This is a genomic window from Erwinia sp. LJJL01, from assembly GCF_047300805.2.
Lineage (GTDB): Bacteria > Pseudomonadota > Gammaproteobacteria > Enterobacterales > Enterobacteriaceae > Erwinia > Erwinia aphidicola.
In genome coordinates this window covers 16040-32892 of sequence record NZ_CP178575.1, presented here as the reverse complement: position 1 = coordinate 32892, position 16853 = coordinate 16040, and the positions used below count along the sequence as shown (strand labels likewise).

The window sequence follows — 16853 nt, the reverse complement described above, 5'->3', positions numbered from 1 at the left end:
GATATCCAGGTAATGGCGGTTTCCTCTGGAGATTTCACCTTGAAATTTCCAGAGAAAAAACCAATTAATCATATAGTTAGGCATGAAAAACAGATGGAGAACAAATCATTTTTCAAGATGATCAGAGAGTATTTTCTCAAGCGCCTCGTCTATTGCGGTCTGAAGCTCGGGAGAAAGTCTGTTAAATTCATAGCTGAACATCCGGCCTTTTGTTTTCTTTCGCGCGTAACGGTTTTTATCTTCGAACTTCCAGATTGCCGTAGTGACCGTTTTGTCTTTGACCGATGAAGAGCCTATAACCAACGCCTCTTTTCGAATTTCCGCGATGAGTTTGTTCTTTACCTCATCATCAGCAAGTGATGAATCATCGCAGATGCCCCTGAAAACCTCACTAAGGTTTGATATCAACTCAGATAATTCAATCCCTTTAACGGACAGGATCTCCTCAATGCTCAGCAGTGACTTATAATCAGCAAACGAAAGCATGGCCTGCACCGGGAAGACTGATATAAGTTCCAGGGGAACGCTTGCTGCCTGAAGTGCTCTTGTAACAGTGGCCTGGGACAGATTTTCAGCTTCTGCAATGTCCTTCTGGGACATACCGCTATTCTTCAAGGTCTGCAGTCTCAACCCAACCTCACGAAGGTTATGTTCTCGAGCAGTCTGAATATCTTTTGCCAGTGCACGTGCTTCAGCCGGCGTCAGGTTCTCATCAGTAGTCAGAACATCCAGCCCGCATTTGCTGAGAATCGCTGATGCGCGGCGACGTGAGCCATCAAGGATCTCAATAACGTCATTTTTTCTGACGCCAATAGCCGGGAAAAACTGCTGTAACCTGATGGTCCGGGTAATGTCTTTGAGCGATTCAGCGGTCAGTGCTGACTGGTCGCGACCATTATTTTCAAGCACCACAAATGTAGTTCGTTCAACATCAGGCGCAGATACCCTGATAAGCGTAAAACGCACTTTTCTGCCAGAGGTCAGAGTAAATATTTGCTGGAACTCTTCAGCAGATGGTTCGCTTTTAAGAACAGGTGAGTTGAATGTGCGTCCAATAGTAGGTCGTGATTTACTCATACAATACCTCAGTTAACCCGGATAAATTCAAGACGGTCAAAGGCTGCCTTTGCAAAATCTTCTGCCGCCGCGCGTGCGTTTTTAAGGGCCTCACTGCTTCCAACATAGGTTGAAGGGTTAGCAGAAATCACCGTATCAAACGACTCTCCGCATCTTTCAAACCCATCGAGGCGGGGTAAAGCAGCATCAAGCATGTCGCCACCGAAAATTTCTTTTGCGAGGCTGTGACACATTTTATGGTCGGCTTTATTAGACAACTTCGACATAAATCCAATGTTTGCCAGAAGACGACATTCACATCCTGATGACTCAATAATGCTGACCAGTTCTGGCAATCTGGTGAGATATTTAAGCGTTGAGTGGAAGTCCACCTGAGCTGGCGGGACCGGTGTCATAAGAACATCAGCAGCTGCTATGGCATTGTTCAGGAAAGCATCAAGATGAGGACCGCTGTCTATGAAAATGAAATCATAATCGTGCTCAAGCTTTTCAACGATGTTTTGTCTTAATACAGCATGCGGGTTCTGTCCTGGAAGATGTTCAAGGCACAGCTGTTCCCATCCTGATGCAATGAAAGCATCGTCAATTGAAGCGGGTAACACATCCACGCCAGGAACAACCGAAGGCACAATGAACTCTTCAATCAGTTCTTCCCGACTGACGTTCTGTAGCATTGCCTGCGCGGATGTTGTGTCAACCATGCCCACGGCGCGAGTATGATTCAGAAACATGGTGGCAGAAGACTGCGGATCGAGGTCAACCACAAGAATTCGTAAATCTTCGTGCAGAAGGTGAGGGTGAGCGCGCATAGCGTGCGCGAGGGACACTGTTGATACAGTTTTGGATACACCGCCCTTCAGATTGCCGATAAATACGGTCAGTGCCTCCGAATGACGATCCCGGTACTTGGGTACGCCGCGGTGATGATAAATATCGATAATATTCTGAATGGTCATGGCATATTTTGTAGACGAACCCGCCGAACGTTTATCAAAAACATAACCATTTTCTTCCATCTCACTCACTGCATAATCAACGTTAGCCCGGGTAAGCTTTGGCAGCTTGGACAGTGCAGCTTTAGCATAAACCTGAAAGTATCTGTCTTCACTGAATTCCTGTTTCTGAGCTTGTATCTGGTCTGTTAAGGCCGTAAGCATCTTTCCTGCGCGAACCGCTATCTTTTCAGCCTGATGTGATTCAGTACTCATTGAATATCCTTTTATGTAGGAAATTACCATAAAATCAATAATCCTGCATATGAATCTAAAAATCAACATTTGCTTATAAATATTGCATGAGGATGATTCCTCAGCGTGCTGAAAGGCTGAGGGTAAGACAGCTGGGTTTAAATAATGAACCTGAGACAGAACCATAATGGTTTATGGTTCTGTCTCAGGTTGAACAAGCCGAAGGCGCGTTAGTCTCCGGGGAGGCGTATTTATCCACATATACAGCTCATATTTTTAAGAGATCTTTTTATATTGTTTTTAAACCTTTTTAGCCGGCTCTCAGCCCAGAGCTGACGCGGCCTGTAAAGAAGTTAACGTGACAAAATGCCCTGATGCTGTGACAGACTGCCCTCAAAACCGGGTTAAGCTGAGACAATTCGCCCTCAACAGTGTGACAAATTGCCCTTAACTATCTTTAAAAACATAGAGTTATTGACAAGTTTATGACAGCGTGACAACCTTAAAACTTGTCACGACACCGGAGCAAATGACACCCGATGACCACTGAAATACTACTGGCCGATAAACCCAGAAAAGTGGGTCAGCGCATCGTGCAGTCAAATGAACTGACGGAGGCCGCTTACAGTTTGTCTCGTGATCAGAAACGCATGCTCTATTTGTTTGTTGACCAGATCCGCAGAACTGAAACCCCAGGTAGCGAAGATTTCCACGACGGTAAGTGCGAAATTGCCGTAGCCCACTATGCAAAAACCTTCGGGCTGACCTCTGCAGAAGCAAGTAAAGATATTCGTAACGCCCTGAAGAATTTTGTCGGTAAAGAAGTCGTGTTTTACCGGCCAGAAGAGGATAAGGGAGATGAAAAGGGCTACGAGTCTTTTCCCTGGTTTATCAAACGTTCGCACAGCCCTGCACGAGGTCTCTACAGCGTTCATCTGAACCCGTATCTGATCCCTTACTTTGTCGGATTGCAGAACCGTTTTACCCAGTTCCGCCTGGGAGAAACCCGCGAGATAACCAGTCCCTATGCTATGCGACTCTACGAGTCTCTTTGTCAGTACCGGGGCGACAAGACATACGGTACCGTCATACTGGGTATTGAATGGATGATTGAGCGCTATCAGTTGCCACAGAGTTATACCCGCATGCCCGATTTTCGACGCAGATTCCTGATCCCGGTAGTCGAAGAAATCAATCGCCGCACTCCGTTAACGGTAAGCTATATCGAAAAGAAATCAGGACGACTGACCACCCACATCATCTTTTCATTTACCGAAGTGTGACATCCGGCACTCAGTTCTGTTTTCCGTGTCGCCATGTCAGGACATTCCGTCTTCGCCACGGCAAATCAGATATTGCCCCATAACGACTGTTCTGTGCTGCACCAATACAGATTGTCGCATTTGATGCTCTTCCTGAAGCAGTTCCATTTACCAACACTCTGAAACTGATCTCTCAACACTGCTCCCGGTAAGTGCAGTTTGTCACACCTGCACCCGGGCTTTATCTTCATGGTTAGAGATATTCATCGAGAAGAAGAGGGCAGATTGTCACAGGACGAATCACTGACTGATGTTCCCACAGAACTGGAAAGTGGGATACGTCAGGCTGAACAGAGTTCAGCAACCCTCACAGCATGCCGTCATTTCTGCCAGATTCTGAAATCTGGCATTACTGCAGGGGCAGTTTGTCACACCTGAACCTGATGAACGACGACAGGGCTTCATTATTAAGTGAGAACTTTTAAGTGCCTGTCAGGAAGTCAGGTACACAGCGCTGTGGCTATGAGGGCAATTTGTCACAACATGAACACGAGGATAGGGTGATGGCATCACATTTTACTGAGAGCAACTTGTCACGGTCTAATGCGAATCATGGAGATAACCTTCCTGTCAGAATACTGATGGCGGGTTGTCACAGCAGTCAGCCCCGCGATGACAGACTACTATTATGTTATGGCCAATCCTGGTGAGGGTAGTTTGTCACGTTTGAGAAAAGCTGGCCGGTGCCAACGAAGGCAAGTACACGATCCAGAAATGAATAAGCCTGTAGCCTGAACTGGAGGCCAGAGCAACCCTTAGCTGACTTCTGATGCCTGCCTGCTCACGTTTGTGGCAAGGTTGATGATTTGCCTGTGCCGAAGCTCACGCCGGTAGACCTTCCACATCACCTGCATGGCAGAATGTGGCCCGCCAGCAAGCCGTGTCTCCGGGTATCCACCCAGCCTGCGCAGCCTGCGCGCCAGACGGATGGCGCTCAGGCCGATCCGTGCATACTGCTTTTGCCTCTCATCAAACCAGGGGCCATTCTCAGGGGGATCCCAGAGATTATCGTAAACTTCATCAAGAACAGGCCCGACAGCTCTCAGGCGCACCGGCAGCTCACGAATGAAATAAAGTAATTCGGGCGGAACAGACTTCCACTCCCCGTCAATATCTTCAAGCATCAGCTCGGGTTCGGAGACGCTCGCGACCAGTTCAGCATCTTCCCGCAGAGCAACACCGTAATCTGCCGCCACCAGGGCACACTTCTGTGCAAACTCTTCCAGCCTGAAGATCAGCTCGGTGCTGATATAGCGGAACTCAGCCTCGCGCTTCTCTACGGCGTCTTCCTTCTCCCGCCGCCGTTTTTCTTCCAGCATCTGCAACTCACGCCGGCGGGTAAAGTGGTGGGTCAGTATCACGACCAGCAGACCGCCGGTGACGGTCACGGCAGCGGCCACCACGGGCCATGCGGTAAAAACGGTTTCAGCTGCTTCTGCCGTCATCAATACTCATCCCTTGCGTTTGTTATCCCTGCGGCACCTGACGGCAGCAGCAGCGCACGCGCGTCGCCAGCGTCCATCGAGAACCGCACCCCCAGCTGGCGGGTGACGTCGAGCGCCAGCACCTGGGTGTACCACTCGGTGCTCTTCTCATCCTTGTGCCCCATCATCGCCTGTATCACTTTCTTCGGCACCCCGTGCTGCACCAGGTGCATCGCAAACGAGTCCCTGAACGTCTTCGTGGTGATCGGCCGAACCGTAAAAGTTGCCCCGCCGCGCTGCGCCGCCATCACCGCCTGCCGTATCCAGGTACGGACGGTGTCGGGACTGCTCACGTCCCAGATGCGCTCGCCCTTTTTCGGCTGCACGGTGGCAAGGTATTCGCGCAGTCTCTGCACATACGCAGGATCGGTTAGGGGGAGGGCGCGCGGCGGGCTGGCTTCGGCCTCGCGCAGCGCGGCCTGCTCTTCCCGGGTCGGGCGTCCGCGACGCCGCGTTCGAGCAGCTGCCGTACGCTGCTTCAGGGTGTGAAGCACCACAAACGGCGAGAGCAGCGGTTGTCCGTGCGCATCGTCCAGCGCAAAATCTTCCGCCGTCAGCGGCAGCACCTCGTTCAGGCGGCCGCCGGTGTTCCAGAACGTGTCGATCAGCAGACGCTTCTTCAGGTCCGGCTCGTGGGACAGCAGGATGGCCACCTCGGGCGCCAGCAGGTAACGCGGCATGGCGGTGCCGAACGCGGCCGCGAGGTTTCGCAGCGCCACCGCCGCGCCGTAGTCGAAGTAGCGCGCCGCCGCCGGCACGTTTTCGGCGCCGATCGCGCTGTGCGAATTCTTTTGAGTTTCGCGGGGTAAGTTGCTCAATTTTTTAATCTCCGCATTGTCCGGGTGTTGACACCATTTTCGCCCATCTGTAAAGAAAAACCGACCTCAATAAATCAGCGTCCGGCTTTCCGGCGCGCGGCCGTTACCAGGCTATTTTCCTCTATGCAGAGAATAACCTGGTGAGTCTGTTAAGACACGCGCGGTATGTGTGGTGGAAAAACCGTCATTCCAGAAGTTAACATCCTGATGGGTATGGGAAAATCCGGGAAATGAGCCGCAGGGGAAGGCACCAGGCACTCTCCGCTGGATGCCTGGCGGACCAGTAAATAGCAGAAAACGGGGCCACTGCCTGACGCTGTATGCCCCATCCATCAGTAAAGCGTCACTGACCGGCTTGATTCATTGCTGACCTGCGCGGTCTTGGAGATCTGATTGGTTTGACCATCTCTTTGATACTGGTATTCAGTGAAAAAAGCCTGTCATATTTTTCACTTGTGAAATTATCAGGGCTCTATTGTGTCATCAACTGGTTATATTCATTGAGAGCTTTAATTAAACTATTAGGGTTACCTTCCAGCTTGAGATTCACTGACTTTAGCGCTGTTATGAGTGCATTATCCCCTTCTGGTAAAATAGACGATTTGTAATTTTTGTAAGCTAAACACAAGCTGAAAGTTTTTTGAAACCCTGGTTAAACCTGAAGTAATCCCGCATGGCTAATGCAATTCGATGACAAATAGCTTCTGATCTATCAAAGATCTCAACGTTTTCACTTTAATATCCGGAAAGAAATTATTTAACATCGTCTTTAAAAACGGACACTATCGATTAGAGCAACTGAGAATATTTATTTTAAATGAATTAACACCCTCCGCTCGGTTATAAACATTACCCATCATATTCTTGTTTTTAATCCAGGTGGATAAAGTTAGGATCCGTTATCCATCCACCTCATTTCCAGCGGATATCCATGGTTTGCTAATATTCTATCAAGCACCCGTAGGATCCGCTGTACCAGGATATTCAGGTCAAATTCGATATCCAGTGCTTCACGGTTAAAAATATCAACGAAATTGAAATTCCAAAGACGTCGTCCACATGTTAGTGCGTCGTGCATATGTAGTAGCAGGCTTCGGAAATAGCGGCCTCGCGGTATCGAACTTTTTTGTCCTGCCAGCTTCGACTATTTCAGTACGGCGATGATCTGGTGCTCATTGAATCGGATCTTACGCATAGCGATCTCCTTAGGGGACATAATCTGTGTGCGGGAAGATCTCTAAAAGTGAGTGGGCCGTTTTGGTAGGGGTCAGTTTGGATATCGAAAATTATTGTACGTTAAAGCTGTTTTTTGAACCCATCCTACTTTAACTGCAAAAAGAAGGTAGATCATGAAGGGGGGGCAGTTTAGTAGAGGGAGACGTTCGTATTCTGGATCAAATTCCTTATGAGAGAAGGGCTCTAAGCGCTCAGAGCCATGACGCGATTGTTGGGGTAGTTATGACATCAGGTAGAGCACTGAACAGATTTATACATCCCCGCTCATAATCTGTTCAGCCTCTGTTTTTGATGTTTAGAAAATAGACTACCTCATCGTTCATACTTGGTGACGGGTGAAACTAAGTAAGTAATACTTTCCCCCTTATTATCACCTTGTGGTAATGGAAAGCTCCTTAAAGATGTCACATCCCCCCATGTGAAAAGCAAATCAGCTTTCTCCATTTTCTGCGTCAAGTCAGCAATAGTTATTTCCAGTATGCCGTCTTCTCTTACAGATGCGATAACGGCAAGAGAGTTCATAACTTTGAACTTAACATTAGATAGTACAATGTCGTAACCATTATTTGTGAAAATTACAGCGGCAACGGATTTCTTATCATCACCAGTAATAACATGAGCTAGATTATCATATATAGCCTGCGTTTTTTGTGCGGGTGTTTCCCCTTCTGTACTTGTAATCTCATAGTAGTATGATGTCGAGTTACCTTTTTCATGTTCAATCCAGACAGAAAAAATCTCACCTGATATAATTTCATTACTTTCATTTTTATTTATATCACGCCAGCTACCTGTTTGGGTCCCTACCTGCACTGTGATAACTTGTGGGGTTGGGAAACAATAGGAAAAACCATCGTGAATAACTTCAACTATTTTATCAGATGTTATTTTTCCTCCCAAAGTGATAAGCTTTTGAGTTCCGTCATTAAAATAAACATCCACATCACCATTCAGATTGCATTGATTGACGCTTGTGTACACAGGATTGTTAGCGGATGAATTGTCAATCGAAGAACCAGCGAATATATCCTTACCTGGGAGCGTTATAACGGATTTCTTGGCATTTTTTACGTTTTTTCTGGTAAGAATCATTGAGGCTATCCCTGTCTCCCCATTACTAATGACACCCGCAAAATCATCACTTCCCCAGTTGTTGTTGCCCCAGTCAATCAGAGGGTAACTGAAATTATCGACTTGCTCTACGGTTGTGCCTGGAATACGCTGCCACTCCCATAGTGGTTGTATGTTTCGATATTCATTTCCAGTCCTGATAATAAAATAGCTACAGCTTCCCATGTAATATCCTTTGAGATTCTCGCCATTGCCACTCTCACCGCCGACAGTTCTTGAAGATATTACCTTTGCCCACAGGCAATATTTCCCCGATATTTTTGCGAGATAATCATTAACCCAGTATGCCCTGCACCCGAGGTAGTAATCGTTACTTCCCTCATCACCATCAGCTCTGCGGATAAGTTCCTGCAACATTTCCGGATGCTCAGGAGTGGTATTCATAAGCTGTCTGCACCATCCAGCCAAAGCATTGCTACCATTTATACCCCGACTGATTGCCCGGCCACATACCTGAAAATCATATAATCTGGCATAACTGAACCAGCCCATCCCGTTTATGATGAAATCTTCAAGACTTCGGATAGCTGCTTTATTCAGAGAAAAAACACCATAAAGAACAGACTGAGTTTTGAATATGTTGCCTAACAGTACAGTTCCATAACTTCCTGCATACAACTGGGAGTATTTACCCGACTGAGGGTTATGCTGGCTGAATGAATTATCAACACTGATCCCTTCGCCGTCCTCCTTGCCGTGCCGGGTAACGGGTAAACATAGCGATGATATCGAATCCGAAGCTGCATAAGCTTCATTAAGGAAAGATGTTAGTCCTTCATTTCTCCATCCACTCATGGACCATAGTAATTGTATATATGCGAAGTCTGCCTGGTTAGCCCCTGTTTGACCCATAGAAGTGTTGGTTGTTCTCTTTAAATAACTAATACACTCGTTCAAGGGTGGTGGGGAATTTTTTTCTGTCAATATTATTAGAGTTTCTGAAACGATTTTTGCAAGTCCTATCTGCCTGTCCCACCAGTTACTGGTCTTAAAGTCCTGGCTGGTATAAAAATGTATTGCTTCGACGGCTGACGTGTAATAGAAATCATTTTCTGAAACAGGATTGTAATGAATATAATTTGCAATATGCTTCGTTCTGTTCAAATGGTCATACAAAGGGGATGTATTACTTCCTGCATTAGTTCCTGGGTATGATATGTCGCTGAATTTTCCTTGGCTAAATCCATTAAGCCACCCATCGATTACCTCCTTTGACGGGGGCTGAGCAGCAGTCAACATCGCAAGGGCATTGTTGTATACTGTTTCTGCATCATGTGTTATATTGCCGCTTGCTTCATATTTTATTTCATATGTATAGTTATTTCCATTTGGCACCCAGACTTCGTTTCTATAACTACTCTGTAGCGGGGTTATTCTTTTTGTTTCTATGTTTTTCTCCCCTGCTCGCAAAAATAGACTATTCTTGTTTATGTGGTCAGATAAGTAGTATGGCCAGCCATACCTTGATGAGGTCTTATTATCAGTAATAAATTCCAATTCTTCATACAATAAATTACAACCTAGGCTACTTACCGAAACATTTATTTTTATTCCGGGGATAACTGGTCCCTCTGAGGAAATAACACCATCACTTTTCCAGCTATCGAGAAAACAGTTTGTGGGATATACAATCAGATCAGAGCTTTCCTTTGTCCATAATTTGTTTCTGTACTGGCTTCCAATAGGCGTTATATTCCCATTCTCATCCATTTCACCTGCGCGAATATTAATGCTGTTTGCATTTATTTTTTCAGCCAGTTTCATCGGCCAAGTATATTGTCCGGTTTCATTCTCATTCGGCGTGAAAATATTGCTTTCCAGTATTTTATCTGTTTGGGGATCTATAACAAAAGCACATATCTTCTCACCTGTCACGGCATCTCTGTCTGATTGAATATTCATCCCCGGGATTTCTTTCCATTCTGTTTTTTCATTCATAGCATAATCCTTTTCATTAATTCAGGAACTGCCCTCTTCCGGATATAATGTCTGTATACGGCATATCTGAGAAAGGCTGTATCCGGTAGCGACGGCTGTTTCACGGATGCTCAGTTTTTTTACTCTCCTGAAATATAGCACTTTTTGGTGCCGCTCGTGATCGGCCTGTTTTCCACGGTATTTACCCAGCGTATGGGCCCGTTCAATTCCCTGCTTTTGGCGCTGGCTGCGGCTCAGCCAGTCCTTATGCGACATCGCCGCCATCAGGTCGATAAGCATGTTATTGATGGCAGCTATTACGGCACGGGTGATCGGATCAGCCTGTGAAGGGGCTTTATCTGACAGCGCCTGCCACGAGGTGGGAATATCTAGGCTGACAATCCGCAGCTCGTGTTGTTCGATCTGCTTTTTCAGCGTTATCCAGTCGCTGTTGCTGAGACGGGTAAGACGGTCTATCTGCTCGACCAGTAAAATATCATTGCGGTGACTGTCCATCAGTAAGCGTCCCAGCTCCGGGCGGTCAAGTTTTGTACCGCTGATGTTTTCCCGGTAGTAGCTGGCTATTTTATGTCCCCGTTCCTCGACGAACAACTCCAGCATCTCTTTTGCCCGATCCGCGAACTGATCTTCCGTCGATGCCCTTAAATAAGCTCTGATGAACATTTTTTCACCACATCATCTCATTTAGGTTATTGCATTTATTCTATCGCATATAGGTTGTGTCATTCATCGTGTGCCGTCACGTTTTGATTATGGCGTCAGGGTGTACCCTTATGCGATAAGCATTTTTGTTAAAAATACCGCACTGAATAATTTATGAGGGAAACTATATGGCAAGGAGGCAGATTCTTTCTCTGTCGGAAAGAGAATCATTATTGGCATTGCCAGATGATGAGTTAACGCTGACCCGAATGGCCTATTTCAGTGAGCATGATCTGGCACTTATCAGTGCTCACCGTAAACCTGCCAGCCGTTTTGGTTTTGCCGTCCTTCTTTGCTACCTGAAAAATGTCGGCTTTGCACCGGATAAAAAAATCCCACCCTCTGATGCGCTGCTGAAGCATATCGCCAGCAGGCTAAAACTTACCGGGGATCTCTGGCCTGCTTACCTTTCCGGCAGGGATACAACCCGGCGTGAGCATTTAACCGAACTGTACCGCTATCTTGGCGTAAAGGCGTTCACCGGCAAAATACAGCAGGACAGTATTACACACCTGCTGTCGATGGCGACGCGCACCGATAAAGGTATTCTCCTGGCCGAAGAGTTACTGGTCTGGCTCCGGCAGAACAACGTGATAATCCCCGCGATTGATGTCGTGGAGCGTACCTGTGCGGAGGCCATGGCTGGCGGCGATAAAATCGTATTTCAGACCCTGAATGCCCCGTTAACTCCGGCTCACAGGGATGCCCTGGATCGTTTACTTGAGTCATCAGACAATCAGCCTTCCAGGCTGACATGGCTTCTGCAACCGCCGGGTAAAATCAATGGTAAGAACGTGCTGCAACATCTTGATCGGCTCAGCAGCATTGAATCGCTGGCATTACCTGAAGGTACAGATCGTACCATTCACCAGAACCGGTTGCTGAAACTGGCGCGGGAAGGCCGAAAGATGAGTAGCCGGGATTTGACCCGATTTTCAGCAGCCCGCCGTCATGCAATCCTGGTCTGCGTGCTGGAAGAAGCCAGAGCCACACTGACAGACGAAGTGATTGAGCTGCATGAGCGAATGCTGAACAGCCTGTTCAGCAAAGCCAAAAGAACACAGGCTGAGCGCCTTCAGCAGACCGGAAAGCTGATCCAGTCCAAACTGAGGCAGTACATCGATGTCGGTCAGGCGCTGTCTGATGCCCGCGATTCCGGTGGCGATCCATGGCTCGCAATAGAAAACATACTCCCGTGGCCCGAATTTGTCGCCAGTCTGGAGGAAACACGCCATCTCGCCAGAAAAAATAATTTTGACCCGCTGCATATTATTACTGAGAAATACAGCACATTACGGAAATATGCCCCGCGCATGTTGTCTGCTTTACAGTTAGTCGCCACCCCGGCAGCACAACCTCTGGCTGATTCGCTGGTTGTGATCAAGGATATGTACCGGAAGCAGTCACGTAAAGTTCCGGCGACAGCGCCGCTTGAGTTTGTCCCTGAAAGCTGGCGCAAGGTGGTGATTACACCTGCGGGTATTGACCGACAGTATTATGAATTTTGTGCGCTCAGCGAGCTTAAGGGGGCGCTGCGCTCCGGGGACATCTGGGTTAAAGGCTCACGCCGCTACAAAAATTTTGATGATTACCTCATTCCCGAAAAAGACTTTTACAACCTCACACCGGCGCTGCCACTGCCCGTATCTGCTGATTATCATGAGTACATTACCAGCCGCATGACTCTGCTTCAGTCCAGACTTGAAGAGGTCAATGCTATGGCTGCCCTTGGTGAACTGCCCGATGTGGAAATATCTGACAGGGGCGTAAAACTCTCTCCGCTGGATAACTGCGTTCCGGCACAGGTTTCACCGCTGGCAGAGCTGGTTTACAGCATGCTACCGCGACCTAAAATCACGGAAATTCTCGACGAGGTAAACAGCTGGACGGCGTTTACCCGTCATTTTTCGCATATAAAAAATGACATTACCCGTCCCGATACCCGCCTGCTCCTCACCACTATTCTTGCGGATGGCATCAATCTTGGTCTGACCAAAATGGCGGAAGCCTGCCCAGGTAGCACCAAATCATCACTCGAAGATATTCAGGCATGGTACATCCGCGACGCAACCTATTCAGCTGCTCTTGCTGAGCTGGTAAATGCACAGGGGAAAAGACCACTGGCGGCATTCTGGGGAGACGGGACAACTTCATCATCAGATGGACAGAATTTCAGAACAGGCAGCTCAGGCCGCTACGCAGGGCAGGTTAACCCTAAATATGGGCAGGAGCCTGGGCGTCAGTTTTATACCCATATTTCGGATCAATACAGCCCGTTTTACACCTGCATAATCAGTCGGGTCAGGGATTCAACCCATGTCCTCGATGGCTTGCTGTATCACGAAAGCGACCTGGAAATCAGGGAGCATTACACCGATACCGCTGGTTTTAGCGATCATGTCTTTGCCCTGATGCATCTGCTGGGATTTGCGTTCTGTCCGCGAATCAGGGATCTCCACGACAAGAAGCTGTTTATCAAAGGGAAATCGGACCAGTACCCGGCGCTTCAGTCACCGATATCAACGACCAGCCTGAATCTGAAAGAGATCGAACTTCACTGGCGTGAAGTGCTGCGTCTGGCAACCTCGATAAAGCAGGGAACCGTGACGGCATCCCTGATGCTGAAAAACTGGCCAGCTATCCCAAACAAAATGGCCTGGCAAAGGCGCTGAGAGAAATTGGCCGCATTGAGCGGACGCTGTTTATGCTCGACTGGTTCCGCGATCCGGCACTTCGTCGGCGGGTCCAGGCGGGACTGAATAAAGGAGAAGCCCGTAACGCGCTGGCGCGCGCGGTATTCCTGCACCGTCTAGGTGAAATCAGGGATCGTAAACCGGAAAATCAGAGCTATCGCGCCAGTGGACTGACACTGCTGACGGCAGCTATCTCGCTGTGGAATACCGTCTATATGGAAAGGGCGGTCGATGCCCTGAAGCGTAAAGGGATGAAGATCAACGAGCAACTGCTGTCACATTTGTCGCCGTTAGGCTGGGAGCATATCAATCTGACAGGCGATTACATCTGGAAAAGCAACAGAATACCGGCCTCCGGTAAGTTTCGTCGGCTGAGGCCTGCTAAAACTTTTCAGTCATGAACGGAGCAACACCGAAGCCTGCACCTTGCCCAATTTCAGGGGGTCTGCGGCCCGGATCATTTCGTCCCACTGAAGGACTATTTTTCGGGGGTCTGACAGCCCTCTGGCAATATCATTCAGTACGCCATAATCAGCGTCATTGTAAATGCGCCAGAAAACCGAAGCACCGGCATCATCCAGACGCGTGGAAAACTGGTATCCCAGCAGCAAGAAAAGGCCAAAAACAAGATCGCTGGTCCCTGCGGTATCGGTCATCATTTCGGTGGGATTCAGTCCGGTTTCCTGTTCCAGAGGTTCATCAAAACTAGCGAGGGGAGAAATTGTCAGCCAGGGCTTTGGGCCTGAAATATCCAGCTGAACTGCCTCATTTTCGCAAAGGCGAGCGGCAACCAGCCTGTAACGGGTGTCCAATTGAAGACCCAGCGATTTTATTGTGTCTTGTGGATTCGTCGGGTGCCCCAAAGAACGATAAACTTTGATCCGGTTTGCCTGCCAGTCTGCGCCCTATAGTAATTTTTTTGCGGTGATCTCCCCACCGGTTACTGACAGTAACGAAGACATACCGCCGTCTCAGGCTGTCCTGCATTTTACTGAGAAAGCACAGCGTGTATCCCCTCCGGGTGATATGATTTTCCATATTAATCACCAGTCGTTTCCATGGCAGGCTGATGATTTCCTTTGGTGCGTCGTTAAAATACTATCGTCATGAGCTAAACTCGTGGCTTTGGTAATCGCAGGCAGTCAGGGTAGTGCTCTCTACGGGAGCTGCTGAAAATTTGACGGTATGCAATAGATGAGGCAGGAAACCACGAACCCGATCGTACTGCCCCACCATTTCATTATGGAAGTTATCGTCTGAGGGACGGACAATTTCACGGACAAGCGCGATGATGTCGGCCAGTTTTAGCCTTGGGATGTGGCTGAACACCTCAGCCCGGATTGATTCGTCCGGTGTTTATTCTTTCAGCAGGTACGAACACGCGTTGCCGAGCGCCAGTGCTGATTTATCCAGATCCTTCAGCGAACAGAGCCGTTTTTTCTGCCCAATCTTTCTGGCGTCACGGATGATTACAGCCAACATGGCATCCAGAACGTCCAGTGCATTATCCAGCCCCAGCGTCTCCCATGCATGGACTTTTCTGTTTAAAGAGTCATCTTCCCAGAGCGTGCGAAGTATCACTGCGGGCATAGTACTGCGTGGAGCACCGGAAGGAAGTGTCATGGCAGATTCATCGTACTGCACCCGTTCATGGGCTCCAAAAGGCTGGGTAACTGAATTCAGGAGCAATAAGGTTCAATTGGTTAATATCTAATTTTTATCAAAAGTAAAAAATTTTAAGCGGTACCATTCATAGACGTATCGATTAAATATCCTATTCAAGCGTTATGGTGCTAACACCAATAAAAAGCAGCCTGCAGCTTCAACCAGACTGCTAATTTTTTATATTCAGAAAAAAATCATGGCAGCGCTTCAGGAAGGAACCAATAACGCCAATCGGGACGATATATCTGCCTCAGCCTATTGAGATTATGTTGCCCCTCTTTAAAGTTTTGCCAAAATATATACATATTTACATTTTCATTAAGGCTGAGATCATACATCCACATATAGGATATAGGTTGTAAATCCTCTATCGTCAATCCAGCCTCTGCAACTGCAGAACGAAATCTGTGCCGTGAAACACCGGATAACTCGCCATTATAACCGCTCACTGCAGTCAGGAATGCACGATCGAGGTCTAAATGCTGGGAAGGATGATAATGCGGACCAGGGTTAACCACAGCCATACTTTGTGCATTTTTGACCAAATCAACATCGAATATTTTATTGATATTCAATGGTAATTGATTGATGTTTCTCTGCATTGTTTTAGATGTTAGCGCCAGATTATCAATATCCTTTCCGGGTATGCTCTTGATGATTTTCTCAAGAGCCACAGAGGGAAGTTGCTCCAGTGCCGATTTACCGGCTTCTGGAGCCATCAATACTACCCCATGCCTGCGCGCCCTGCCGCCGGCATGCTGCAGCCGATGTTGCCAGCGGCCTACAAAGCGACCGGTACGAGCCACAGCCTTACCAGCACGGGGGACCATAGCGGCCCCGGCAGAGGCAAGACCAGTACCGAATGCCACCCAGCCCAGGATATTCATTGCCTTTTTATCCCCTGTGGCCAGCGCCACGGTCGCTCCCACCTCGGCAGCCAGCGAGACAACATCCAGCGCAAGACCGGCGGTCAGGGCGAGGCCTGATGCGGTGGACATGGCCGCCGCCAGGCTGCCTGTCGCAGCAACAGCGGCGGCCCCGAGCAGGGCTCCACCGGTCACCACCGTGCCCACCACAGCGCCGACAATGCCCAGGGCGGCCCCGAGCCAGTCAAGCCAGCTGTTGCCCGTCGGGTCAATACGGTTAACCGGGTCCCCGCCACAGTAGGCATAGCGGTTAAGACCGCCAGCCCCGAAAGGACTCAGGGGGTCGGCGGAGAGGAAGCGGCGCAGGCGTGGGCTGTAGAGGCGGTTACCGAGCCGGTACAGGTCGTGGTTCTCACGGACTTCGCCGGCAAAGGCGGTACGTCCGGTGGCGCCGCCGGGGCGGCGGGTGCCCCAGGCCCCGTAGACGGGGAGGGCGGTGCGGAGACCGGCCTCCGCAGTGACGGAGCCCTGGGGGTCTGTGCCGTACAGCAGGGTCTGTCTCCAGACAGCTGGGGCAGGAAAGTTGCAACTGACTATATTCATTATTACCTCTTAATGAAGAAATGATTACTTAACGGTATCATGCTAAGAATAACTAAATAACCGCCATATCTAGAGCGTGTGCAGTCCGTGAACTAAAATATAATACATCACAGACAATACCTTCTCTTTAG

Annotated in this window: 9 protein-coding genes and 3 pseudogenes; 2 read left to right on the top strand and 10 right to left on the bottom strand. The window is 48.5% G+C overall.

The window, feature by feature from the left end:
• Positions 1 to 105 precede the first annotated feature (105 nt).
• Both ACLI4M_RS00575 and ACLI4M_RS00570 read right to left on the bottom strand, forming a co-directional pair.
• Entirely contained in the window at positions 106 to 1077 is a 972-nt protein-coding gene (locus ACLI4M_RS00575) for a ParB family protein (protein ID WP_133625160.1), read from the bottom strand.
• An 8-nt stretch (positions 1078 to 1085) separates the two neighbouring features.
• Positions 1086 to 2285, bottom strand: a complete 1200-nt coding sequence (locus tag ACLI4M_RS00570; RefSeq protein WP_133625159.1) for an AAA family ATPase — start codon at positions 2283 to 2285, stop codon at positions 1086 to 1088.
• 518 nt (positions 2286 to 2803) lie between these two features.
• Here ACLI4M_RS00570 and repE point away from each other — a divergent pair.
• Positions 2804 to 3547, top strand: a complete 744-nt coding sequence (gene repE, locus ACLI4M_RS00565; protein WP_133625158.1) for a replication initiation protein RepE — start codon at positions 2804 to 2806, stop codon at positions 3545 to 3547.
• A 794-nt stretch (positions 3548 to 4341) separates the two neighbouring features.
• Here repE and ACLI4M_RS00560 read toward each other — a convergent pair.
• From ACLI4M_RS00560 to ACLI4M_RS00540, 5 genes and pseudogenes are all read right to left on the bottom strand, one after another.
• Positions 4342 to 5031, bottom strand: coding sequence for a hypothetical protein (locus ACLI4M_RS00560; protein WP_133625157.1), 690 nt, complete (start codon positions 5029 to 5031; stop codon positions 4342 to 4344).
• Positions 5031 to 5888 carry a tyrosine-type recombinase/integrase gene (locus ACLI4M_RS00555; RefSeq protein ID WP_133625156.1) on the bottom strand — a complete coding sequence of 286 codons (858 nt, stop codon included), beginning with the start codon at positions 5886 to 5888 and terminating at the stop codon, positions 5031 to 5033. The genes ACLI4M_RS00560 and ACLI4M_RS00555 overlap by 1 nt, the downstream gene beginning before the upstream one ends.
• Positions 5889 to 6783: 895 nt before the next feature.
• Positions 6784 to 6966 (bottom strand): annotated as a pseudogene (locus ACLI4M_RS00550) (IS3 family transposase); the annotation flags it as partial.
• A gap of 470 nt (positions 6967 to 7436) precedes the next feature.
• Positions 7437 to 10193 carry a polysaccharide lyase family 8 super-sandwich domain-containing protein gene (locus ACLI4M_RS00545; protein ID WP_133625155.1) on the bottom strand — a complete coding sequence of 919 codons (2757 nt, stop codon included), beginning with the start codon at positions 10191 to 10193 and terminating at the stop codon, positions 7437 to 7439.
• 21 nt (positions 10194 to 10214) lie between these two features.
• Positions 10215 to 10856, bottom strand: a complete 642-nt coding sequence (locus tag ACLI4M_RS00540) for a recombinase family protein (RefSeq protein WP_133625154.1) — start codon at positions 10854 to 10856, stop codon at positions 10215 to 10217.
• 167 nt (positions 10857 to 11023) lie between these two features.
• Here ACLI4M_RS00540 and ACLI4M_RS00535 point away from each other — a divergent pair.
• A pseudogene (locus ACLI4M_RS00535) lies at positions 11024 to 13989 on the top strand (Tn3 family transposase).
• Here ACLI4M_RS00535 and ACLI4M_RS00530 read toward each other — a convergent pair.
• The 3 genes and pseudogenes from ACLI4M_RS00530 to ACLI4M_RS00520 all read right to left on the bottom strand — a co-directional run.
• A pseudogene (locus ACLI4M_RS00530) lies at positions 13987 to 14280 on the bottom strand (Tn3 family transposase); the annotation flags it as partial. The pseudogenes ACLI4M_RS00535 and ACLI4M_RS00530 sit on opposite strands and share 3 nt — an antisense overlap.
• A gap of 664 nt (positions 14281 to 14944) precedes the next feature.
• Positions 14945 to 15211 (bottom strand): hypothetical protein, encoded by a 267-nt coding sequence (locus ACLI4M_RS00525; RefSeq protein WP_413449709.1) that lies wholly within the window; start codon positions 15209 to 15211, stop codon positions 14945 to 14947.
• Between the two features lie 236 nt (positions 15212 to 15447).
• Positions 15448 to 16722 carry an RHS repeat-associated core domain-containing protein gene (locus ACLI4M_RS00520; RefSeq protein ID WP_133625153.1) on the bottom strand — a complete coding sequence of 425 codons (1275 nt, stop codon included), beginning with the start codon at positions 16720 to 16722 and terminating at the stop codon, positions 15448 to 15450.
• Between the last annotated feature and the right edge of the window lie 131 nt (positions 16723 to 16853).

Coding starts and splice junctions, on each gene's coding strand:
- ACLI4M_RS00575 (WP_133625160.1), bottom strand. CDS start 1,077: ATGAGTAAATCACGACCTACTATTGGACGCACATTCAACTCACCTGTT.
- ACLI4M_RS00570 (WP_133625159.1), bottom strand. CDS start 2,285: ATGAGTACTGAATCACATCAGGCTGAAAAGATAGCGGTTCGCGCAGGA.
- repE (WP_133625158.1), top strand. CDS start 2,804: ATGACCACTGAAATACTACTGGCCGATAAACCCAGAAAAGTGGGTCAG.
- ACLI4M_RS00560 (WP_133625157.1), bottom strand. CDS start 5,031: ATGACGGCAGAAGCAGCTGAAACCGTTTTTACCGCATGGCCCGTGGTG.
- ACLI4M_RS00545 (WP_133625155.1), bottom strand. CDS start 10,193: ATGAATGAAAAAACAGAATGGAAAGAAATCCCGGGGATGAATATTCAA.
- ACLI4M_RS00540 (WP_133625154.1), bottom strand. CDS start 10,856: ATGTTCATCAGAGCTTATTTAAGGGCATCGACGGAAGATCAGTTCGCG.
- ACLI4M_RS00525 (WP_413449709.1), bottom strand. CDS start 15,211: ATGACACTTCCTTCCGGTGCTCCACGCAGTACTATGCCCGCAGTGATA.
- ACLI4M_RS00520 (WP_133625153.1), bottom strand. CDS start 16,722: ATGAATATAGTCAGTTGCAACTTTCCTGCCCCAGCTGTCTGGAGACAG.